Annotated in this window: 21 protein-coding genes; 15 read left to right on the forward strand and 6 right to left on the reverse strand. The window is 46.1% G+C overall.

Annotated elements, in window-relative coordinates; all coding sequences use genetic code 11:
- Nucleotides 1-308: 308 nt before the first annotated feature.
- From L1D55_RS17850 to L1D55_RS17865, 4 genes are all read right to left on the reverse strand, one after another.
- Nucleotides 309-1631, reverse strand: a complete 1323-nt coding sequence (locus L1D55_RS17850) for a CoA-disulfide reductase (protein WP_239918316.1) — start codon at nucleotides 1629-1631, stop codon at nucleotides 309-311.
- Between the two features lie 76 nt (nucleotides 1632-1707).
- Complete coding sequence (locus L1D55_RS17855) at nucleotides 1708-3114, reverse strand: cation:dicarboxylase symporter family transporter (protein WP_239918317.1); 1407 nt, start codon at nucleotides 3112-3114, stop codon at nucleotides 1708-1710.
- Between the two features lie 37 nt (nucleotides 3115-3151).
- Nucleotides 3152-3535: a RidA family protein gene (locus tag L1D55_RS17860; protein WP_239918318.1), complete on the reverse strand. Its 384-nt coding sequence runs from the start codon at nucleotides 3533-3535 to the stop codon at nucleotides 3152-3154.
- Between the two features lie 24 nt (nucleotides 3536-3559).
- Nucleotides 3560-4225, reverse strand: coding sequence for a PAS domain-containing protein (locus tag L1D55_RS17865; RefSeq protein ID WP_239918319.1), 666 nt, complete (start codon nucleotides 4223-4225; stop codon nucleotides 3560-3562).
- Nucleotides 4226-4822: 597 nt separating this feature from the next.
- Between L1D55_RS17865 and phnC the strand changes: the two genes are divergently transcribed.
- The 14 genes from phnC to L1D55_RS17935 all read left to right on the forward strand — a co-directional run bounded on the left by phnC (nucleotide 4823) and on the right by L1D55_RS17935 (nucleotide 16246).
- Nucleotides 4823-5635, forward strand: a complete 813-nt coding sequence (gene phnC / locus L1D55_RS17870; protein WP_239918320.1) for a phosphonate ABC transporter ATP-binding protein — start codon at nucleotides 4823-4825, stop codon at nucleotides 5633-5635.
- A gap of 16 nt (nucleotides 5636-5651) precedes the next feature.
- Complete coding sequence (gene phnD, locus L1D55_RS17875; RefSeq protein WP_239918321.1) at nucleotides 5652-6647, forward strand: phosphonate ABC transporter substrate-binding protein; 996 nt, start codon at nucleotides 5652-5654, stop codon at nucleotides 6645-6647.
- A gap of 50 nt (nucleotides 6648-6697) precedes the next feature.
- Nucleotides 6698-7486: a phosphonate ABC transporter, permease protein PhnE gene (gene phnE, locus L1D55_RS17880; RefSeq protein ID WP_239718396.1), complete on the forward strand. Its 789-nt coding sequence runs from the start codon at nucleotides 6698-6700 to the stop codon at nucleotides 7484-7486.
- A 68-nt stretch (nucleotides 7487-7554) separates the two neighbouring features.
- The gene (gene phnF / locus L1D55_RS17885) at nucleotides 7555-8250 is read left to right on the forward strand and encodes a phosphonate metabolism transcriptional regulator PhnF (RefSeq protein WP_239918322.1); all 696 of its coding nucleotides are present in this window, start codon (nucleotides 7555-7557) and stop codon (nucleotides 8248-8250) included.
- On the forward strand, nucleotides 8251-8697 hold the full coding sequence (gene phnG, locus L1D55_RS17890) for a phosphonate C-P lyase system protein PhnG (protein WP_239918323.1): 447 nt from the start codon (nucleotides 8251-8253) through the stop codon (nucleotides 8695-8697).
- 143 nt (nucleotides 8698-8840) lie between these two features.
- Complete coding sequence (gene phnH / locus L1D55_RS17895) at nucleotides 8841-9461, forward strand: phosphonate C-P lyase system protein PhnH (protein ID WP_239918324.1); 621 nt, start codon at nucleotides 8841-8843, stop codon at nucleotides 9459-9461.
- A complete protein-coding gene (locus L1D55_RS17900) occupies nucleotides 9446-10567 on the forward strand; it encodes a carbon-phosphorus lyase complex subunit PhnI (RefSeq protein ID WP_239918325.1) in 1122 nt (373 codons plus the stop codon). Before phnH ends, L1D55_RS17900 begins: the two co-directional genes overlap by 16 nt.
- On the forward strand, nucleotides 10564-11484 hold the full coding sequence (locus tag L1D55_RS17905) for an alpha-D-ribose 1-methylphosphonate 5-phosphate C-P-lyase PhnJ (protein WP_275665332.1): 921 nt from the start codon (nucleotides 10564-10566) through the stop codon (nucleotides 11482-11484). The genes L1D55_RS17900 and L1D55_RS17905 overlap by 4 nt, the downstream gene beginning before the upstream one ends.
- A complete protein-coding gene (gene phnK, locus L1D55_RS17910; protein ID WP_239918326.1) occupies nucleotides 11481-12308 on the forward strand; it encodes a phosphonate C-P lyase system protein PhnK in 828 nt (275 codons plus the stop codon). Before L1D55_RS17905 ends, phnK begins: the two co-directional genes overlap by 4 nt.
- A 10-nt stretch (nucleotides 12309-12318) precedes the next feature.
- On the forward strand, nucleotides 12319-13044 hold the full coding sequence (phnL, locus tag L1D55_RS17915; RefSeq protein ID WP_239918327.1) for a phosphonate C-P lyase system protein PhnL: 726 nt from the start codon (nucleotides 12319-12321) through the stop codon (nucleotides 13042-13044).
- Nucleotides 13045-13059: 15 nt separating this feature from the next.
- Complete coding sequence (gene phnM / locus L1D55_RS17920; protein ID WP_239918328.1) at nucleotides 13060-14193, forward strand: alpha-D-ribose 1-methylphosphonate 5-triphosphate diphosphatase; 1134 nt, start codon at nucleotides 13060-13062, stop codon at nucleotides 14191-14193.
- A 3-nt stretch (nucleotides 14194-14196) separates the two neighbouring features.
- Nucleotides 14197-14844 (forward strand): ribose 1,5-bisphosphokinase, encoded by a 648-nt coding sequence (gene phnN / locus L1D55_RS17925; protein WP_239918329.1) that lies wholly within the window; start codon nucleotides 14197-14199, stop codon nucleotides 14842-14844.
- The gene (phnP, locus tag L1D55_RS17930; protein WP_239918330.1) at nucleotides 14841-15608 is read left to right on the forward strand and encodes a phosphonate metabolism protein PhnP; all 768 of its coding nucleotides are present in this window, start codon (nucleotides 14841-14843) and stop codon (nucleotides 15606-15608) included. The genes phnN and phnP overlap by 4 nt, the downstream gene beginning before the upstream one ends.
- Nucleotides 15605-16246, forward strand: a complete 642-nt coding sequence (locus tag L1D55_RS17935; protein ID WP_239918331.1) for a DapH/DapD/GlmU-related protein — start codon at nucleotides 15605-15607, stop codon at nucleotides 16244-16246. Before phnP ends, L1D55_RS17935 begins: the two co-directional genes overlap by 4 nt.
- Nucleotides 16247-16340: 94 nt before the next feature.
- On the opposite strand, the gene L1D55_RS17940 is transcribed toward L1D55_RS17935, so the two are convergent.
- Complete coding sequence (locus tag L1D55_RS17940; protein WP_239918332.1) at nucleotides 16341-17675, reverse strand: MATE family efflux transporter; 1335 nt, start codon at nucleotides 17673-17675, stop codon at nucleotides 16341-16343.
- A 319-nt stretch (nucleotides 17676-17994) separates the two neighbouring features.
- Here L1D55_RS17940 and L1D55_RS17945 point away from each other — a divergent pair, with 319 nt between their 5' ends.
- Entirely contained in the window at nucleotides 17995-19110 is a 1116-nt protein-coding gene (locus L1D55_RS17945; protein WP_239918333.1) for a hypothetical protein, read from the forward strand.
- Between the two features lie 53 nt (nucleotides 19111-19163).
- Here L1D55_RS17945 and ppsA read toward each other — a convergent pair whose 3' ends face one another.
- Nucleotides 19164-21536, reverse strand: coding sequence for a phosphoenolpyruvate synthase (gene ppsA, locus L1D55_RS17950; protein WP_063523883.1), 2373 nt, complete (start codon nucleotides 21534-21536; stop codon nucleotides 19164-19166).
- Nucleotides 21537-21552: the final 16 nt, after the last annotated feature.

Consider the following 21552-nt stretch of genomic DNA (forward strand, 5'->3'; position numbering starts at 1 on the left):
TTGACTTAGACACTTGTATACGATTTGCAGTTTTAGGTGTCGAAAACATCTTTAAATTCAAAGGCTTGCAAAAGATTTTTAGTAAGCGATGGGGTTCAAATCCCTATCCCTCCACCACCATTAGAAAGCCCGCTGAGAAATCAGCGGGCTTTTTTTTCGTTTTGCATTTGGTAAAAGAAAGCTCAAATACATTAGATAAATAGTTATTTTACCTAGCTGTAAGCCTCGTAGAGTTCAACCTATAAAAAAGCAGAGCACATAGGCTCTGCTTTGATGTTTTCGCTACATGTACTTGTGACTAGTAATGCCTATTTAGCGACGTTTCCTGCAACATTCAACGCATCCCAAGTACGAGCAAATGGTGGGGCGTAGCAGAAGTCCATATAGCCTAACTGCTGAGTGGTCATTTTCGCCGTGATAGCAACAGCTAATGCGTTGATTCTGCCCACAGCTCCTTTCTTACCAACGATTTCTCCACCAAGCAGTACATTGGTTTCTGGGTGGTAAACCAGCTTCACTTTTATGTCTTCTTGACCTGGATAGTAGTCGGTTTGGTTCTTGTCAGAAATTGTTGATACTTTCACATCTAAGTTATGTTCTTTCGCCAGAAGTTCATTCACGCCAGTACATGCCAGTTCGTAATCGAGAACTTTCAAGCAAGATGAACCTAAGAAGCCTGACATGTAAGTATCTTTACCTGCTAGCTTATCAGCCATCATGCGCGCTTGTTTGTTAGCTGTGGTTGCAAGTGGTACATATACTGGCTTGCCTAAAGCCATGTGATGAACCACTGCACAGTCGCCTACAGCATGAATGTAAGCGTCTTCAGTTGCGCCATATTCATTCACTAACAATGCACCATTTGAAGCTTTTGGTAGTTCGAATACTTCTGTGTTTGGTTTGAAGCCGAGTGACAGGATCACGACATCCGCTTCTACATTACCGTTATCGGTCTCTACAATGTAACCGCCTTGCTCTGCATTACGAATTGCAGACACGCTGCACCCTGTTTTAAGGTCTGCACCTGATTCTCTAATAGCCCCTTCAACTACTTCAATGATCTCTGGACTGAACTGGCGGCTCATTATGTGCTGTTCACGTTCGATGATGGTTACGTGTTTGTCGAGGCCATGTGCTGCGTCGAATACTTCTAGACCTATAAAACCAGCGCCAATTACGCACACTCGTTGTTTGTCACTGTCTTTTAAAGCTTCTTTTACTGCTAAGCCATCTTCCATGCTTGTCAATGTATACACGTGTTCTGAGTTGTATTCACCGAACGAAGGAACGATTGGACGCGCGCCTGTAGCAATCACTACCATATCGTAATCGATGATGCTCTCTTCGCCTTTATGACGGACTTTAATCTGCTTTTCAACACGGTCTAGTGCCACCATCTCTGTTTCAACACGAACGTCTAAGCCTGATTTAATCGCTTGTTCTGGCGTACGAGAAATCATGCGTTCTGTGTCGTCAAACATGCCGCCCGCAAAGTAGGGTAAACCACATGCGCCAAATGAGATGTAACTACGCTTATCCAGAACAATGACTTCGTCTGATGGCTGATTACGTTTGTACTTAGCTGCGAAACTCATACCAGCGGCGCTACCGCCTATAACAACAACTTTCATATTTATTACCTAAATAACCTGAACTCAGGAAAAACAGAAGAGCACCCATGGGAGTGCTCTTAATTAAACGTGGGGATTATACTGCTGCTTCTTTTGAAACTGTTGCAGCTACATCAGCATCGTATTGTTCTGTGTTCAGTGAGCCGTTCTTCTTAGCTGTTAGAACACCAGACAACATAGAGCCTGAGATGTTTAGCGCGGTACGCGCCATGTCAATCAGAGCTTCAATAGACACTAGGATTGCTACTACTGTGATATCTAGACCCATAATGGTTAGTACTGCTACTGCTGCGAAAGTTGCACCGCCACCAACACCAGCGATACCGAATGAAGCAATCGCGATAACAGCAATCAGTTGTAGGATGAAGCCTAGGTCAACTGGCATACCCATTACCTGAGCCGCCATGATAGCTAGCATTGCTGGATAGATACCCGCACAACCGTTCTGACCGATACTGGTACCAAATGTTGCTGACATATTTGCCGTTTCTTCATCTACGCCTAGGCGTTGAGTTTGTGTTTCAACGTTTAGTGGGATTGCCGCCATGCTTGAGCGAGAACCAAAGCCGAATACTAGCACTGGCCAGATTTTCTTCATGAACTTGGCTGGAGAAAGGCCGAGCATCGATACCATCACGAAGTGGATGCCGAACATCACGCCGATTGCCACGTAGCTCGCTAGTAAGAAGCGGCCCATTTCAGCGAGTGCGAATAGGTCGTTGGTCATCATGAAGGTTGTCATCAGAGCAAATACACCGTAAGGCGTTAACTTCAGGATTTCACGTACCATTGACAGTACAACTTCTTTTGCAGAGTTGATGAAATCAACGAAGTTTTGCACTTTTTCTGGCTTACGGTTTTTCACTTGTAGGATGCAGTAGCCAAGGAACATCCCGAACAATACTGTCGATAGTGTCGAGGTGCGCTGAGAGCCTGTTAGCATGTCAAAGATGTTGGTAGGGATGATAGAAAGCGCCATACCAGATAGACCGCTACTCGCCATTGCATCTTGTGTTGCTACCAATGAATCTCCGCGTGCTTCAATTGCACTGTTGGTGCCGATTGTGCTTACTAGCGCGTTTGCATCGATACCAAATAGGTAAATACTTGCGATACCAACGGCTGCTGAGATTGCACAAGTGAAAAGTAGAATACCGATGATTTTTGGTGCGATACGAGACAGTGCGCCACCACCTTCAACGTTCATGATCGAAGAGATCATCGCCACGAATACTAGCGGGATAACGATCATTTGTAGAAGTTTGATGTAACCTTTACCGAACACTGAAATTAGCTCAGCGAAGCCTGCTGTTGCAGCATTGCCGACACCGAAAACCAGTTGAATTGCACCACCGAATAACAAGCCGGCAGCGAGCGCACTGAGTACGCGGAAGTTAAAACTTTTCTTTTGCTTTTTGAAGTTCGACAACAGTGCGTAGAACCCAAAGAACAGTATGCTTAATCCAATAAATGAAACGCTCATGAGAATCTCCTATGATACCCATTAATACCTAAGTCGGTTATTTTTTGTATGCGATGGCTTCAACTTCAACCAGTGCGTCTTTTGGTAGTCTTGCTGCTTCTACACAAGAACGAGCAGGTGCGTTCTCTGTGCCAAATACTTCGGTGTACACTTCGTTAAACGCAACGAAGTTCTCCATGTCTGAAAGGAAGCAGGTTGTCTTCAATACAGTGTCTAGCCCAGCTCCGCTTGCTTCTAAAACGGCCTTCAAATTTTCAAGAGACTGGCGAGCTTGCTCTCTAATACCGCCCTCAACAAACTGCATGGTTTCTGGAACAAGAGGTAATTGACCTGAGGTATAAACCATTTCGCCGTAAGACGTACCTTGTGAGTACGGCCCGATAGCTGCTGGTGCTTGTTCAGTGGCAATGATCTGTTTCACGATGTAACTCCTAAATTATTGGTTTTATTCTGATTTAAATTCACGGATAAACTTGTAAACCGCCTGACGGCTGATCCCAAGTTGTTCTGATACTTGTGTCGTCGTCTCTTTTAGCTCAAATACGCCGTTATCAAACAAACAACGAATGATGGCTTTGTTGCGACTTTTGCAGGAAATCGTTTCGTCTTGTTCTACTTCTTTTATTGCAGCAGTCAGTGCTTGTTGAATCACATCGTTTGCACTTTTGCTGAAAGTCTCACTGACTAGTGTTTGAGATACGTTGCACGTTGGCATTAACGTTTTAACGATTTCAGGAAATGGGAAGGATAAATTCATGTTGATACACAGCATGCCAATTGGCTTTTTCTGTGGACCAGCTAGCACACAGGTGGTTGATTTTAGTAGGGAACCATCTGCTGCATTAGTGAAGTAGCTCTTTGGAGAAACTTCGCCAGTTTTCTCAAAGGTGCTCCACATACGTAAACCGAGATCTGTGATTGGAGAGCCAATTTCACGACCTGTGTGATGACCATTGACGATTTTCACGACCGAGTTTTCTAAGCTTTCAAATGAATGAATGACTACTTCACAGTAGGGGCCAATTAAATCAGCGAGCGTGTCTGCTAAGCGAAAGTAATTGCTTAAACATTCTCTATCTTCATCGGTGAATCTAACTTGTTTTACATTCATTGTTTCGGTTTACATTTTTGAACTCGATGACTGAAATCTACCCCTTTGGTGGTATTTGAGCAAGGTGCAGTAAACTTCTGTAAACCGATAAAAAGCGTCTAAAACACCAACAAATAACGGAAATTTAACCTAAATTAAGAGTGAAATTTGAACAGGATCACCAAACCATCTTCAATATGGTTTAATTTCTTAAACTTCATCAAAGTTTAAATATTTAAAACCAAAGATTGCATTTTTGAACACTTTAATGATCTAGAACAAATTCACGACTGAGGTGAAACGGTCATCCCATAATGGGATGCTTTTTTATATGCGAACTTATTAGTTATTGGACATGTTTATTGATTGATCTGAGAGTTAAAAAGGTGTCGCTGTGGCTATCGCACTTTTTATTGTCAAATTACTGTGAATTACGTCTGTATATAAGTTGATATCCCTCTGCTAATTCCTTCATTTTTTATCATTTAAAACAGCAGGTTAAGCTTGTCTAGACAAGTTGGTTAACCCGTTGAAATATTTCATTTCTGCAAATAAACCGACACGTAACTTTAATAATCAGACGTCAAAGTGGCCTTAAACCAAACAGGGACATTGACGATGAATAACATCATTGAAGTTAACAAGGTCAACAAAACATTCGGTTCGAATAAAGCACTGAATGGCATCAATTTGACGATTACCAGCCGCAAGATGACGGCGTTACTTGGCCCATCGGGTTCAGGTAAATCTACGTTGTTGCGTCATTTAAGTGGACTAGTTATTGGCGATAAAGGTAACGACTCAAACATTCGAGTTTTAGGTAAGACTGTTCAATCCAATGGCAAGCCTGATGCCAAAGTTCGTGAGCGACGTGCGAAAGCGGGCTACATCTTTCAACAATTCAATTTAGTGAACCGTTTATCGGTGATGACCAATGTACTGATTGGTGCACTGAGCTCGACTCCTAAGTGGAGAACGCTAACTGGCATGTTCACGGTTGAACAGCAGCAACAAGCATTAGAAGCATTGCGTCGAGTCGGTATGGAAGATTTCGCGGGCCAACGTGTTGGCAATCTATCTGGTGGCCAACAGCAGCGTGTTGCGATTGCTAGAGCATTGATGCAAAAGGCTAAAATCATCTTTGCTGATGAACCCATCGCTTCGCTAGACCCAGAATCTGCGCGCATTGTGATGGAACTGTTGACCGACATTAATGAGAAAGAAGGCATTCCTGTCATCGTCACACTTCACCAAGTGGACCATGCCCTTAAGTACTGCGAAAACATCATCGCGCTAAAAGACGGCCAAGTGTTCTATGAAGGAAAGAGTGCTGAACTGACTAAGCCTCAGCTTGAAGATCTATACCGCTCAAAAAAATCGGCGAATACACCACACATCCAATCTAACGACGTGCTTGCTGCGTCTTTTTAAATATCAGGGAATTAAGATGTTTCATTCAATCAAGTCGGGAATTAAAAAAGCCGCAACGTTAGTAACGGTACTGATGACAACGTTCACTGCTAGTCATGCTTTTGCAAAAGACACAATAAACTTCGGCATTATCGCGACCGATGCGCAACAAAACTTACGTCAGCGTTGGGAGCCTCTTTTAGATGATTTAGGCGAAGCCTTGGGTAAGCCCGTGAAGGCGTATTTTGCTCCCGATTACGCGGGAATCATCCAAGCGCAACGTTTTGGAAAAGTTGATTTTGCCTACTACGGAAACAAAGCTGCAATGGAAGCTGTTGATCGTGCCGATGCGGAAGTTTTTGCACGTTATATCGATACGGATGGCTTACAGGGGTATTACAGCCTACTTATTGTTAATGCAGAAAATGACAGCATCAACACACTTCAAGATGTTCTAGACCAACATGAGAAACTCAGGCTTGGCAACGGTGATCCTAACTCCACGTCAGGCTTCTTAGTGCCAAACTTCGAAGCGTTCGCCAACAATGGTGTATCAGCCAACGATTTCCATCGCAACGTCACTGCTAGCCATGGCGCAAACGTAATGGCCGTAGCCAACAACCAGGTTGATGTTGCCACCAATCACACCATGAGCCTTGTTCGTATCGAAGAACAAAACCCTGAATTGTTTAACAAGCTGAAAGTGGTTTGGCAGTCAGAGCTCATCCCTTCAGATGTGATTACTTACCGAAAAGGCTTAGATGAAGAGTTAAAGCAGAAGGCACGAGAATTCTTTGTTGCTTATGGAGACGAGCCACAACAGCTTGAAAACCTCAGCCTGCTAGCTTGGTCTGGCTTTGCTGCAACCGATAACAACCAACTACTGCCAATTCGTCAAATGGAAGCGTTTAAGAAGTTAGTTGAAGCGGAGAACAACAGCAACTTGAGCGAGAAAGATAGAACTAAGCGCATGGCGAAATACCAAGCTGAAATCGACCAACTACAAATTCAAATTGATGCCCTTAAAGGCTAACCCTAATCCTTGCGCTGCTTTGAGTGGCGCAACAACCGAGTAATAGAACAATGACTGCAATAACTCAACGTTACGAGCCTTCATCGAAGCTGTCGATTAAAAATGGTGTGATTGCTGTGATAGCGCTTCTGGTCCTTAGCTGGGCATGGCAAGGCGCAGAGATGGCACCAATGATGTTCTTTGAACACCCAGAGAATATGGTTCAGCTGGGCAAGGACTTCTTCCCGGCAGATTTCAGTGAAAGCAACGTTTACTTCAGTGAAATGCTAGTAACGATTCAAGTGGGTATTTGGGGAACCGTGCTATCGATTCTGTTGGCGATTCCATTTGGCATTTTGAGTGCTGAAAATCTGATGCCGAGCTGGGTGACATTTCCAATTCGTCGACTAATGGACTGTCTACGCGCTATCAACGAAATGGTGTTTGCGATGCTGTTTGTGGTGGTTGTTGGGTTGGGTCCGTTTGCCGGTGTGATGGCGCTGTTTATTCACACGACAGGCGTACTTGCCAAGCTATTTGCTGAAGCCATTGAAGCGATTGAACCCGGACCGATGGAAGGTATTAAAGCGACTGGTGCTAACCCATTTGAGGTAATTCTATACGGTGTGATTCCACAGGTGATGCCACTTTGGATTTCATATTCACTGTACCGCTTAGAGTCGAATATCCGCTCTGCAACGGTTGTAGGCATGGTTGGCGCAGGTGGTATCGGTGTACTGCTTTGGCAATCGATCTCAGGTTTCCAGTTGCAACAAACTGCCGCGATTATGGCGATTGTTATCGTAACGGTCAGTGTTATCGACTTCGTTTCTCAAATCATTCGTAAGAAGTTTATCTAGGCATCTTAGATGTCTATTTAAGCAGACTTGTCTAGATAAGTAATTGAATCATAGAGAAGGAACACCTTATGCCCGTTTACTTAGATATTGCTTCACAGCTTGAACAAGAGGTGAAAGATCGTTTTGTTCCCGGTGACTACCTTCCTCCAGAGTCAAAACTGGCAGAGCGCTTTGCCGTGAATCGTCACACGCTTCGCCGCGCTGTCGATGAGTTGGTATCTACGGGACTGATTCAGCGTCATCAAGGTAAAGGCAACATGGTGATTCGTGAGCCAAGTGAATATCGACTGCACTCTGGAGCACATTTCACCAAAAACCTGATTGAACAAGGTGCGATGCCAAGATGTGAGGTGCTTCAGTCTCGCCTTATTAATGTATCCCCCAAGATTGCGGGTTACTTGAGGGTGGAGGAAGGGAGCAAGGTTATTCATATCCGTACCCTGCGAAAAACGGGAGATACGCCAAGAACCATTATCGATCACTACCTGCCGAATCTGGTGTGGTGGCCGATTCTCAAGAATTTCACTAACGGTTCTTTGCACCAGTTTATTCAGCGTGGTTTGGAGACTGATTTAGAGCGAAAAGAGACTCGTGTTGGGGCAAAAATCCCAAGCAATGAAGAGTGTCGCTTGCTGCAAATCAGCACCAACACACCGCTACTCAAAATTAAAACCACCAACGTAATTAAAGGCACTCAAGTAATAGCGGAATTCTCAAGTTCCAATACCCGTGCCGATGCAACCGAAATAGTAATGGAGCACTAAATGACAGCTTTGAAAGAGCGACAAAATTGGATGTCAGTACTCGCGCAGAGCCAGTTTTCAGAATTAAAAACGCGCTGGGAAGCATTAGGGCTAGAAGCAGAATACGCAATGGTTCGCCAACCAGAGATTGGGTTGGCACAAGTGCGAGCTCGTATGGGCTCAACAGGCCGTCAATTCAACATGGGTGATGTCACCGTGACACGAGCCGTAATCAAGCTAACAACTGGGGAGCTTGGCTACAGCTACTTACAGGGACGAAGTAAGCCGCATGCAGAGTTAGCAGCTGTAGTCGATGCCTTGATGCAAAACGGGCAACAAGCCGAAGTGATCAAAGCGCAACTTATAGAACCGTTGGCAGCGATGAAGCACGAACGAGACAGTCGACGTCACCAAGAAGTCGCCTCAAGCAAAGTGGACTTTTTTACCATGGTTCGCGGAGAAGACTAGGCCTGTGGAGAAGACTGGCTTAGTAAAGAAAAGCTTCGCGGAGAAGCTTGTTTCGGAGAGAAGAACAGCTTCGCTCGCAAGCAAAAGAACCACATGTCATTCAAGAATAAGATTAACGAATTAAACAGGTTAGAACGAATTCAATGAGTATGATTTCTCCTGCATTTCAAGATGCAGTTCATGACAGCCAGCAGTGCTTTCGATTGCTGCTGAAGGCGATGTCGGAACCCGGCACCGTAGTAACACTGAACCGTTGTGAAGGCTTTGGTTCAATGATGAGTGCTGCTGCTCAAACACTACTTTCAATGGCCGACAATGCGACGCCAATTTGGCTATCTGCGACATTACAGGCCGACCACGCCGTCACTGAAAACGTTAAATTTCATGTTGGCGCACCGATTGTAGAGCAGCCTCAACAGGCCAGTTTTGCGGTGATATCAGAGCAAGATTTACTGGATATTGATTGGTCAGAACTGACATTTAATCTCGGCAACGAAGAGTATCCAGATACTTCAACAACGGTTGTTATTGAAGTGGATAGCTTAACGTTTGGTACTGAGCTGTACCTGAGTGGCCCGGGCATTCAAAGTGAGAAAATCGCTTCATTCACCGGATTACCTGAAAGTTTTATTGCTTACCTTAAAGAACGTCAATCATTGGTGAAGTTCCCATTAGGTGTTGATTTTATCTTTGTCGCAGAGCAGCAAGTGCTGTGTCTGCCTCGTACAACCAAAGTGGAGGCGACATCATGTACGTTGCTGTAAAGGGTGGGGAAAAGGCCATTAGCTTGGCGCACCAACTGCAAGCCAAGAAGCGTCGCGGTAATCCAGAGCTTCCAGAGCTGACTGTAGAGCAGATTCAAGAGCAGTTGTCGGGTTCGGTGGACCGAGTGATGACGGAAGGCGGTATTTATGACAAACAACTTGCGGCATTAGCAATCAAACAAGCGGCTGGCGATCTTGTCGAAGCGATTTTCTTGTTACGCGCTTATCGAACTACATTACCTCGCTTGATCACAGCGCAACCTGTCGATACGAGCGCTATGCGAATCGAGCGCCGTATTTCGGCAACCTATAAAGATTTACCTGGCGGCCAAATCTTAGGTCCAACCTACGATTACACACACCGTTTGTTGGATTTTAGTTTGCTTGCTGAAGGTGAAGCACCGCAGATCTCTACTCAAGATGTGACTGAATCTGAACCTTGCCCACAGGTATTAGGCATTCTTGAAAACCTCGACATGATGTTGACCGAAGAAGATGACCAGCAAGTACCAGAAGACATCACCATGAATCCGGTGAACTACCCGTGTAACCGTAGTGCACGATTACAAAACTTGGTGCGTGGCGATGAAGGATTTTTACTTGCACTGAGTTACTCGACTCAGCGTGGCTATGGTCGTAATCACCCATTCGCGGGCGAGATTCGTACTGGATTTTCAACGCTATCAATTGAACCAGAAGAGCTTGGTTTCAGCATCGACATCGGTGAAGTTGAGCTAACAGAGTGTCAGATGATTAATGGCTTTGTTGGTAACAAACAACAGAAAGCTAAATTGACTCGTGGCTATGGCTTAACGTTCGGTGCAACTGAACGTAAAGCGATGTCGATGGCGTTGGTTGATCGTTCTTTGCAAGCTGCTGAGTTTGATGAGCCTGTTGATAGCCCTGCTCAAGACGAAGAGTTTGTGCTTTCTCACTCAGACAATGTTGAAGCTGCTGGTTTTGTGTCCCACCTAAAACTTCCTCACTACGTCGATTTCCAAGCGGAACTGGAGCTGCTTAGAAAAATGCACAAAGAGCACGATGAATTGATGGCTCAGCCAGGTAATGACGAACAAGGTAATGATGTACAAGGAGGTCACTCATGAGCACGCCAACGCTAAATGCGCCGGTAGGTAACACCTCACAGGTATTGAACTCTGAGGAGACTGCATCTGACAGCTCAGTAGGAGCGACGGGTTACAACTATGGATACCTTGATGAGCAAACTAAGCGAATGATTCGTCGTGCGCTGCTTAAAGCTGTGTCTATTCCAGGTTACCAAGTTCCATTTGGTGGTCGTGAAATGCCCATGCCTTACGGGTGGGGAACCGGTGGTGTGCAGATCACCGCTGCGATTATTGGCCAACCAGACACGCTAAAAGTGATCGACCAAGGTGCCGACGATACAACTAATGCTGTATCGATTCGTGAGTTCTTCAAGTCTATCGCCAGTGCGAAAACGACTGAGAAAACCACCGAAGCGAGCATCATTCAGACACGACACCGTATCCCAGAAGTCGATCTTCAAGAAGACCAGATCTTAGTGTATCAGGTGCCGATCCCTGAGCCGTTGCGCTTCATTGAGCCACGTGAAACCGAAACTCGCAAAATGCATGCGCTGCAAGAGTACGGAATCATGCATGTAAAATTATATGAAGATATCGCACGTTTTGGCCATATCTCAACGGCTTACGCTTACCCAGTGCGAGTCAATGACCGCTACATCATGGATCCATCGCCGATTCCTAAGTTCGATAACCCGAAAATGGACAACATGGCGGCACTACAGCTATTTGGCGCGGGTCGTGAAAAGCGCATCTACGCTGTTCCTCCTTACACCAAAGTTCAGAGTTTAGATTTTGAAGACTATCCGTTTGAGATTCAGAAGTGGGACGAGCCGTGTGCGATTTGTGGCTCAACGGATACCTTCCTTGATGAGGTCGTTATGGATGACCAAGGCTCACATATGTTCGTTTGTTCCGATACGGATTACTGCCGCGAACAGCAGGAGAACAACGCATGAATGCTTTGATTAAGATGCAACAACAACCGAACCTGTCGGAGCTGCCATTGTTGTCTGTCTCTAACCTGACCAAACTCTACGCACCGGGCAAGGGCTTTCAAAACGTGTCGTTCGACCTCTACCCGGGTGAAGTGTTGGGTATTGTCGGTGAGTCTGGCTCAGGTAAAAGTACCTTGTTGAAGTCACTTTCTGGTCGCCAGACACCAGATAGTGGTGAAGTGATTTACTTACGTGGTGATGCGGATAAGCAAATCTCACAACTCGAAGACTTGTACCAAATGGCGGAAAGCCAGCGTCGTCACTTGCTTCGTACCGAGTGGGGCGTGGTGCATCAACACCCAATGGATGGCTTGCGTGGTCGAGTATCAGCGGGCGGAAACATTGGTGAGCGCCTGATGGCTGTGGGTGAACGTAACTATGGCGAAATTCGTGAGAAATCAGCGAAATGGCTCGCTGATGTCGAGATCCCAACGGATCGAATGGACGACATGCCGACGACTTTTTCTGGAGGTATGCAGCAAAGATTACAGATCGCCCGCAATCTGGTGACTCACCCTAAATTGATCTTCATGGATGAACCAACTGGTGGATTGGATGTGTCTGTTCAAGCCAAGTTGCTTGATCTTCTTCGTCGCTTGGTCACAGAGCTTGAGTTAGCTGTGGTGATCGTAACGCACGATCTTGCAGTGGCTCGCTTGCTTGCACATCGACTCATGGTGATGCGTCGCAGTGAAGTGGTAGAAAGCGGCCTTACTGATCAAGTGCTTGACGATCCTCAACACCCATACACACAACTACTGGTTTCTTCTGTATTGCAGAATTAAGGACGATGACATGAATACCAAACTAACCGTAAACAACGTCAGCAAAATCTTTGTGCTGCACAATCAAAATGGCGTTGAACTGCCTGTACTTACTGGTGCGAACTTTTCTGTAGACAGCGGCGAGTGTGTGGTTTTGCACGGACATTCAGGCTCAGGTAAATCCACACTGCTGCGCGCGCTGTATGCAAACTACTTAGTGGACTCAGGGTCGATCAATGTTGTGCACCAAGGCAACACAATAGACCTTGCTAAAGCAACACCAAGAGAAATTATTAACGTGCGTAAACACACTATAGGTTGGGTTAGTCAGTTCTTGCGTGTGATTCCACGTATCAGTGCGCTAGAAGTAGTGATGCAACCTATGTTGGAAATGGGTGGCTGCGCGCAAGAAGCCGAAGAGCGAGCAAAGCTACTGCTGACTCGCCTAAAAGTGCCAGAGCATTTGTGGCACCTGGCGCCAGCAACTTTTTCTGGTGGTGAACAACAGCGTGTGAACATCGCTCGCGGCTTTATTGTTGATTATCCAATCCTATTGCTTGATGAGCCAACCGCTTCGCTCGATGCGACCAACAGTGCGGTAGTCGTTAGCTTGATTGAAGAAGCCAAAGCGTGCGGCGCTGCAATCATTGGTATCTTCCATGATGAAGCAACACGAGATTTAGTTGCTGACCGCCTGTATGACGTCAAGCTACAACAAGACATTTCACCAAAACCACTCACTACAGCGTGTGCGTAAAGGGAGCTGACGCAAATGATTATTACCAACGTAAATCTGGTGCTTGAAAATGAAGTGATACGTGGCTCGGTTGAACTGCGAGACGGCGTGATCGCCAATATGTCTGACTCTACAAGCCAACTGCCAGGTGCCTTTGATGGTGAGAATGGCTTTTTAATGCCGGGTTTAATTGAGCTGCATACCGATAATCTCGAGAAGTACTTCACGCCCAGACCAAAGGTGAATTGGCCGCCGCTTTCGGCAATGAGTGCACACGACACTCAGCTGATTGGCTCAGGCATCACCACTGTACTTGATGCGGTTGCTTTGGGTGACTATCGAGATGGCAATCGCCAAGAGAACCTCGACCAATTCATTAATACCGTTGCTGAAAGCCAGAAACGCGGTCTAACTCGTGCTGAGCACCGTATTCACTTGCGCTGTGAAGTACCGCATTCAACTACCGTTGGTTTGTTCGAGCGTTACGTGAATATGCCTGAAGTACAGTTGGTGTCCTTGATGGATCATGCGCCGGGTCAGCGTCAGTTTGTAAACTTAGACAAGTACCGCACTTACTATCAAGGCAAATACAACATGACGGATGCTGAGATGGCGGTGTATGAAAAAGACCAAGTTGCTCAGTCTGAACGTTGGTCGAAACAGAATCGTGATGAGATCACACGCCAGTGCCGTGAGTTGAACATTCCAACAGCAAGCCATGATGATGCGACAAGCGCACATGTGACCGAATCTAAAGAGTTAGGCATGGTTATCGCAGAGTTTCCAACCACAGTTGAAGCGGCGAAACGCTCTCACGAATTAGGTTTGAAGGTAATGATGGGTGCGCCAAACGTGATTCGTGGCGGTTCACACTCGGGTAATGTCGCTGCGCATGAATTGGTGTCTTTGGGTGTGTTGGATATCTTGTCTTCGGATTACTACCCAGTGAGCTTATTAGATGCAGTATTTACGCTGGTCAACGATGAACGTAACAACCTCGATGTGGCGCAAGCGGTACAACTGGCGACGTTGAACCCAGCGCAAGCTCTTGGCTTACATGACCGTGGTGTGATTGCAGAAGGCAAACGTGCTGACTTAGTACTCGCACATCGTGTTGATGGTCATCAACTGGTTTCTCGTGTGTGGCGCGAAGGCAAGAAGGTATTCTAATCCATGTCTAAAGGTTACTCATTTGATGTGAATGGGGTGGTGAACGCTACTCCAAAAGCTGACAAACCGGGTCAGCTTTATTACGTAATTGGTCCTTCTGGTGCAGGCAAAGATTCGATTATCTCAGCGCTGCGTGAGCAGTTCGTAAAAGACTTAGTGGTTGCTCATCGCTACATCACACGTGCAGCCGATGCTGGTGGCGAAAACCATATCGAGCTCAGTGATGATGAATTCTTTATTCGCTACTCGCGCAATATGTTTGCGATGAGTTGGCAGGCTCATGGTATGAGCTATGGCATCGGTCAAGAAGTTCACCAATGGATGGATGCGGGCTTGAGTGTTGTGGTTAATGGCTCACGTGCGTATTTAGATGCAGCTAGAGACTTGTTTGGCGAGCGATTAGTCCCCGTTGTGGTGAGCGTCAAGCCAGAGGTATTAGAAGCACGTTTGCGAGCACGTGGCCGTGAAAGTGGTGCTGAGATTGCCCTTCGACTGCAGCGTGCTGCGGACTATTGTTTAGACCCACTATCCACTCTCAATAACACACTGTGTATTGATAATAGTGGCACCCTTGAAGAGAGCATTGCGCAGTTTGCACGATTAAAAGAGCAAGCTGAAAGGCTCGCAGAACCAGCAGGTGGTGTCGCATGAAGTTGACCATGTTAGGCACCGCCAACAGCGCGATGGTGCCAGTTTACGGTTGTGATTGTTCGGTGTGTATTTCTGCTCTTAAGGACTCGAGTTTAAGGCGAGAAAAGTCATCAGCGCTTCTTGAGCATAATGGCAAGCTTCTGCTGTTGGATGCCAATGCTCCTGATCTTATGTCCCGATTCCCCGCAGGATCGATTGACCAGATCTTACTAACACATTACCACATGGATCATGTGCAGAGTTTGTTTGATCTCCGGTGGGGGGCAGGCGATCAGATCTCGGTAATTTCTCCTGATGATCCGCTGGGTTGTGATGATCTCTATAAACATCCGGGAATCTTAGACTTTTCGCTGCGTGCTCAGGCGTTTAAGTCGTTTGATTGGCAGGGAATCACCGTCACACCTTTACCGCTCAATCACTCTAAACTTTGCCTTGGTTATTGCTTTGAATTGGATGGAAAGCGATTAGCATATTTAACAGACACGGTGGGGCTGCCAAAGCAAACTGAGCGTTGGTTGAAAGAGTTTCCTGTCGATTGGTTGATCACCGATTGTAACTCCCCGCCAATTGAAGACCCTCAAGTTCGATCGAACTTAAATCATAATGACTTTCACCACATATTAGGTATTGATGAAGCCTGTCGTCCGAAGAATCTTGGTTTGATCCATGTCAGTCACCATATGCTCGGCTGGGCTGCACAACATCCCCACGCCTTTTCACAACGTTTACGTATTCTCAACGATGGCGAGGAGATAACCCTATGAGCCAACCGCTTTCACCTACCTTAAACAGCGAACCTAGTGTTGCTGAGAGCAGTAAGTTACACAACGTTGAACTTGGGCGTTGGACTGAAATCGCTGACCGTTGCGTGTTAAATAACGTGTTGGTTGGAGATTACAGTTATATCCAAAACGACTGTAATCTGATGTTTACCGAGATTGGTAAATTCACCTCCATTGCGGCGGCGGTTCGCCTGAACCCGAGCAATCATCCATGGTGGCGTCCAACGCTGCATCATTTCACTTATCGCCCGGGCAAGTATCAACTAGGTGAAGATCCTTCATCGCTGGACGATGAGGTGTTCTCGTGGCGCGAAGAAGACAAAGTGCATGTTGGACACGATGTGTGGATTGGCCACGGCGTGATTGTGCTACCGGGTATCACGGTTGGCAATGGTTCTATTGTCGGTGCTGGTAGTGTGGTGACGAAAGACGTGCCTCCATATTCAATTGTGGTTGGTAACCCAGCCAAGGTTCTGCGACCTCGCTTTGGTGATCCTAGCTATGCCGAGCGACTAGAAGCCCTTGAGTGGTGGCATTGGGAAGATGAAAAGCTCGCTGAAGCCTTGCCACTATTTCAGAAAGATTGTGGTGAGTTCTTGAGTCACTTTGAGCAAGCTTAAACTCGATATTCTTTCATTCTGAAAATTAAAAAAGCAGCCTAAGTGGCTGCTTTTTTTGTATTTAACAAATATAAGCTAAAAGCTTGCTCGCGAGTTAGTTGGCAAGCTTAGCTTCAACTTGGCCTAAAGCGCGTTGGTACATGAACCATGCGCAGGTTCCGGCAAACACATTACCGACCATGGCACCCCAGAATAGGCCTTCAATTCCAGCCAGGTGAGAGCCAATCCATAAACAGGGTAAGAAGAAAGCGAACAGACGCAATGCTGAAATCGTTAATGCGGTGTAAGACTTACCTAGGGCGTTCGAAACCGACACCATCAGCATGCAAATACCCAGAGGACCAAGGCTGATTGGGACAATCATGAGGTGATAGTTTAGGATTGTGGTTACTTCACTATCGCTGGTCATCAATCCTGCTAATCCACTTGAGAATACCCACGTAACGAGCGCAATTACGACTTGAAAGCCAAGTACAAAGGTTGCGGCAATCTTGATCAAGCTGCGAATATCAATCAGGTTCTTTTCTCCCAACATGCGACCAACCATTGGTGGCATCGACATGGTCAATGCAAGTACCGCTACAATCGAGAAAAATTCAAAACGAGAACCCAGCGCCCAAGCCGCAACGGCAGCCGTACCGTAGCCTGCCAGCAGTTTAGTCGCCAACATAGAGGATACAGGTGGCAGCAATTGGCTTACCATCGCAGGACCCATGATGTTGCCAATCGAGCGAACACTCTTGCCGATGTCAAGATCGTGCCAATCGAACGTCATCCAATGTTTCTTGGTTACTTTGGGCGCCACGATAAAGATGCCCGCACCGAACGCCAAAATCGTCGCAATAGCCGCACCATTGATACCCATGTCGAGAGTAAAAATGAAAATTGGGTCCAATATCAGGTTGATGATGCTGGTTGCGATCATCATTGAGCCGGGCAGCATAGTATTACCGTTGGCACGACACACACTGTAGTAAAAGTAGAGTAGAGCACCTGTCCAAGAGCTGATTAACCAATAGATCCAGTAAGAGTCAATGATCGGTAATACGCTTGCTGGTGCGTCGAGCAGTTCTAAAATGGGGCCGCGAAGCAGATAAATGATGACGGAAAAAAGTGCGACACTCACACTTCCCATTGCGATCACAAGCCCACCTAACTGCTTAGCGTAGCGCATTTCGTTAGCACCAATTGCACGTGCAATGACTGCTGTGGTCGCGATGCCTAAACCGACTTGAATTCCGATGATGATCATCTGGATAGGTAGCGTGAAACCTTGAACAGCGAGCGGTAGTCCCCCTAGCTGACCAATGAAGGCACTGTCTACAAGTTGGAAACTCATTAGAGAAAGCACCCCAAACAGCATTGGCCACGTCATGGTATAGAGTTGTCGGCCAAGCGAAGGTGAGGGAGTTGCGGTAGTAGAATTCATATTACTCTTTTTGGTCTTGAAGATAGACTCACAGCGTTAACGTCGAGCTGTGAAGAATTGTGTAAAGGATAACGTAAGGCCAGCACGATACCAATCATTGTTACCGGATCTCGCTATATTCCTTAACCCTGCGGTTGATAGAATTGGCGCATTTTGTACAGTGACTTTATGGAACTACCTCTCAAACCTTATTTATTTTATAGGGTTATCCTTGATGGCTAATGTAATTATCAAATCCATAAACTAATATCGTTATAGGAAAACGGATAGTGCATCCGACAGTACAGAATGAACTGCATATTGGAGAGGGAACTAAGATATGCCGACCACAGAAGAAATTCAGATTAGCCAAGAGCAAGTTAGGAAGAATAAGGCTAAGGTGCTCGCCAAGATAAACCAGCAAGGCATTATGTCTCAGGGCTTTCGATTGGTTAATGTCAAAGACTACCAACAGAAGCTACAAGCACTGAAGCAGAAGGTGGAAAACTTCGATTACCTGAATGAAGCGAATAAAAAGCAAGATCAGGTGATTCTCGATATCATGACGCAGAAAGAGAAGATCCATAACTATCTGGATGAAACATCAAGCCAGAAGTTAGCAAATGGGAACTTTGATTTTGGCTCTCGAAATCAAGTTGCCAATGCTACGCTCAAGAAGAAACAGCTCTTCATGATGTTTATGGAAACCGTTGAAGCGCAAGAGGCGCTCAGAGAGTTTTCGGTGAAAGTGGCCTCAGTATGTAATGGCACGCTCAAGCAACCTCCCGGTGCTTACTTAGGTGTAAAAGACTTCCACGGTGCGTTAGACAAGATCACTAATCGTAAACGTCATTACGACATCGGTGATCTTAAAGATGCGGCACGTATGACGATCGTGTTTGAGAATATGGACGATATGATCGTAGCAAAGGCAATGATCATCTTGACCAAAGAATTCGTTGAACTGAAGCACCACCAATCTGCAATGAAAGATCGCTACGGCACAAGCCAAGGTGACAACGCTAAGTTTAACTGCGGTGCAACCGATGCCGGCTACAAAGACATTAAGTTCTTCTTAAAAATGGCCAATGGCCACATTGGTGAGCTACAGCTTAATACTCGGAACATGATGGTAGCGAAGAAAAATGGTCATATCATTTACGATATTCTGCGCGATGGCGGTAATCTAGATAAGGCATTTACTATTACTAATAGCGAAGTGCTTGCCAAAATAAACCGTAATATGAGTGAAAAATGGTTTAACTTCATGAAGACGCGAGTACCGAAAGCGAGGGATGATTTGATCGCCGTGCAGGAGCTTGTGGATCGCTTGAGAGCGAACCTTGGAAGAGGGCAAAACTCACTCCAAGTGAGCATGGAAGAGATAACCATATTGTCTCGTGTCAGCCTGTATATCTATGAACAAGGTGACAATGCCAGAGCCTTATTGGAATAGTTAAAAAAGCCAGTCGTAATGACTGGCTTTATTCGTATTTCGATTAGTGACGATTACTTGCTAGCAACGTTGCCTAGCTTCAACCACGTATCGATAACCGTATCTGGGTTTAGGGATACAGAGCTGATGCCTTGTTCCATTAACCACTCTGCTAGGTCATCATGGTCAGATGGACCTTGACCACAAATACCTACGTATTTACCGGCTTTGGTTGCTGCATCGATTGCCATTTTCAGCATTGCTTTCACAGCTGGGTTACGCTCATCGAATAGGTGAGCAACATCACCAGAGTCACGGTCTAGACCAAGCGTTAGCTGAGTCATATCGTTTGAGCCGATAGAGAATCCATCGAAGTACTTCAAGAACTCTTCAGCCAAAATCGCATTTGACGGCAGCTCACACATCATGATCACTTTCAGACCTTGGTCGCCACGGCGAAGGTCGAATTTAGCCAGAATGTCGATAACCGAAGCAGCTTCACTTGGCGTGCGAACGAACGGGATCATGATTTCAACGTTCTTAAGACCCATTTCGTTGCGAACACGTTTGATCGCTTGAGTCTCTAGCTCGAAACAGTCTTCGAATACTGGCGAGATGTAACGAGATGCACCACGGAAGCCTAGCATTGGGTTCTCTTCATGTGGTTCGAACTCTTTACCGCCAACTAGGTTGCTGTACTCGTTCGACTTGAAGTCAGACATACGTACGATCACACGCTTAGGCCAGAATGCAGAAGCGATGGTCGCAATGCCCTCTGTTAGTTTGCCGACGTAGAAATCGATAGGATCTTTGTAACCACGAATACGCTGTGTGATTTCAGCTTTTAGCTCATCAGACTGAGCGTCAAAGTTAAGCAGTGCTTTCGGGTGAATACCGATCATCTTGTTGATGATGAACTCGAGACGAGCAAGACCAACACCTTCGTTTGGAATCTGCGCGAAATCGAAAGCACGATCTGGGTTACCCACGTTCATCATTACTTTAGTTGGTAGCAATGGTAGTTCATCAACCTCAGAACGTTTGATTTCGAACTCTAGCTCACCTTGGTAGACATAACCGGTTTCACCTTCAGAACACGACACTGTCACGGTCGCACCATCTTCAAGGTTGCTTGTTGCGCTACCACAACCAACGATTGCAGGGATGCCCAGCTCACGAGCGATGATTGCTGCGTGACAAGTACGACCGCCACGGTTGGTAACAATCGCAGAGGCTTTCTTCATAACAGGTTCCCAATCTGGGTCTGTCATGTCTGTTACTAGCACGTCGCCTTCTTGAACCAGTGACATTTGGTCTAGAGAGTCAACTAAACGAACTGGACCAGAGCCGATGCGTTGACCAATAGCACGGCCTTCAACGAGTACATCTGCCTTGTTATTTAGCTCGTAACGCTCGATAACGTTTTGGTCGCTTTGAGAACATACAGTCTCTGGGCGAGCTTGAACGATGTAAAGCTTGCCATCGATGCCATCTTTCGCCCACTCAATGTCCATTGGACGTTGGTAGTGCTTCTCGATGATCATCGCTTGTTTGGCCAGCTCTTTGATCTCTTCGTCGTTCAGTGAGAACTGATTACGCTCTTGCTCATCTGTATCAATGATGTCGACTTGCTTACCGATCTCTTGGTTGGTTGAGTAGATCATCTTGATCAATTTAGAACCAAATGTCTTTTTCACGATCGGCTGGTGGCCTGCTTCTAACATTGGCTTGTGCACGTAGAACTCATCTGGGTTCACAGCACCTTGAACCACCATTTCACCTAGACCCCAAGAAGAGGTGATGAATACGACTTGGTCAAAGCCTGACTCTGTATCAAGGGTGAACATTACACCTGAAGATGCTTTGTCTGAACGAACCATGCGTTGGATACCCGCAGACAATGAAATGCCGCGGTGGTCAAAGCCTTGGTGTACACGGTAAGAGATTGCGCGGTCGTTAAACAGTGACGCATAAACGTGCTTAGTCGCCTCAAGTACCGCATCGATACCTTTCACGTTAAGGAAGGTTTCTTGCTGGCCTGCGAAAGAAGCATCTGGAAGGTCTTCTGCAGTTGCAGATGAACGTACAGCTACAGACAATTCTTCGTTGTCTTCGATTAGCTCACGGTAGTTATCACGGATGTCTTGCTCTAGTGATTCTGGGAAAGGGGCATCTAGAACCCATTGTCGAATCGTTGCACCTGTCTTACGCAGAGCTTCAACGTCTTCAACATCAAGTTCGTCAAGTAATTGGTGAATGCGCTCATCAAGACCTTTGTAGTCAAGAAAGTCGTTAAACGCATGAGAGGTGGTAGCAAAACCATTTGGTACAGAAACACCAGCATTGGATAGGTTAGAAACCATCTCGCCCAGTGAGGCGTTCTTACCGCCGACTTTGTCGACATCTTCCATGGATAGGCCATTGAACCATAGGGTATTATTTTGCATTTATTTCTCCAGAAAC

It is taken from the genome of Vibrio sp. Isolate22 (assembly GCF_022398115.1).
In the GTDB taxonomy this organism is placed as follows: domain Bacteria; phylum Pseudomonadota; class Gammaproteobacteria; order Enterobacterales; family Vibrionaceae; genus Vibrio.

Bases quoted from the DNA above. Each gene is read 5' to 3' on its own strand.
- L1D55_RS17850 (WP_239918316.1), bottom strand. From the start codon at position 1,631: ATGAAAGTTGTTGTTATAGGCGGTAGCGCCGCTGGTATGAGTTTCGCA.
- L1D55_RS17855 (WP_239918317.1), bottom strand. From the start codon at position 3,114: ATGAGCGTTTCATTTATTGGATTAAGCATACTGTTCTTTGGGTTCTAC.
- L1D55_RS17865 (WP_239918319.1), bottom strand. From the start codon at position 4,225: ATGAATGTAAAACAAGTTAGATTCACCGATGAAGATAGAGAATGTTTA.
- phnC (WP_239918320.1), top strand. From the start codon at position 4,823: ATGAATAACATCATTGAAGTTAACAAGGTCAACAAAACATTCGGTTCG.
- phnD (WP_239918321.1), top strand. From the start codon at position 5,652: ATGTTTCATTCAATCAAGTCGGGAATTAAAAAAGCCGCAACGTTAGTA.
- phnE (WP_239718396.1), top strand. From the start codon at position 6,698: ATGACTGCAATAACTCAACGTTACGAGCCTTCATCGAAGCTGTCGATT.
- phnF (WP_239918322.1), top strand. From the start codon at position 7,555: ATGCCCGTTTACTTAGATATTGCTTCACAGCTTGAACAAGAGGTGAAA.
- phnG (WP_239918323.1), top strand. From the start codon at position 8,251: ATGACAGCTTTGAAAGAGCGACAAAATTGGATGTCAGTACTCGCGCAG.
- phnH (WP_239918324.1), top strand. From the start codon at position 8,841: ATGAGTATGATTTCTCCTGCATTTCAAGATGCAGTTCATGACAGCCAG.
- L1D55_RS17900 (WP_239918325.1), top strand. From the start codon at position 9,446: ATGTACGTTGCTGTAAAGGGTGGGGAAAAGGCCATTAGCTTGGCGCAC.
- L1D55_RS17905 (WP_275665332.1), top strand. From the start codon at position 10,564: ATGAGCACGCCAACGCTAAATGCGCCGGTAGGTAACACCTCACAGGTA.
- phnK (WP_239918326.1), top strand. From the start codon at position 11,481: ATGAATGCTTTGATTAAGATGCAACAACAACCGAACCTGTCGGAGCTG.
- phnL (WP_239918327.1), top strand. From the start codon at position 12,319: ATGAATACCAAACTAACCGTAAACAACGTCAGCAAAATCTTTGTGCTG.
- phnM (WP_239918328.1), top strand. From the start codon at position 13,060: ATGATTATTACCAACGTAAATCTGGTGCTTGAAAATGAAGTGATACGT.
- phnN (WP_239918329.1), top strand. From the start codon at position 14,197: ATGTCTAAAGGTTACTCATTTGATGTGAATGGGGTGGTGAACGCTACT.
- phnP (WP_239918330.1), top strand. From the start codon at position 14,841: ATGAAGTTGACCATGTTAGGCACCGCCAACAGCGCGATGGTGCCAGTT.
- L1D55_RS17935 (WP_239918331.1), top strand. From the start codon at position 15,605: ATGAGCCAACCGCTTTCACCTACCTTAAACAGCGAACCTAGTGTTGCT.
- L1D55_RS17940 (WP_239918332.1), bottom strand. From the start codon at position 17,675: ATGAATTCTACTACCGCAACTCCCTCACCTTCGCTTGGCCGACAACTC.
- L1D55_RS17945 (WP_239918333.1), top strand. From the start codon at position 17,995: ATGCCGACCACAGAAGAAATTCAGATTAGCCAAGAGCAAGTTAGGAAG.
- ppsA (WP_063523883.1), bottom strand. From the start codon at position 21,536: ATGCAAAATAATACCCTATGGTTCAATGGCCTATCCATGGAAGATGTC.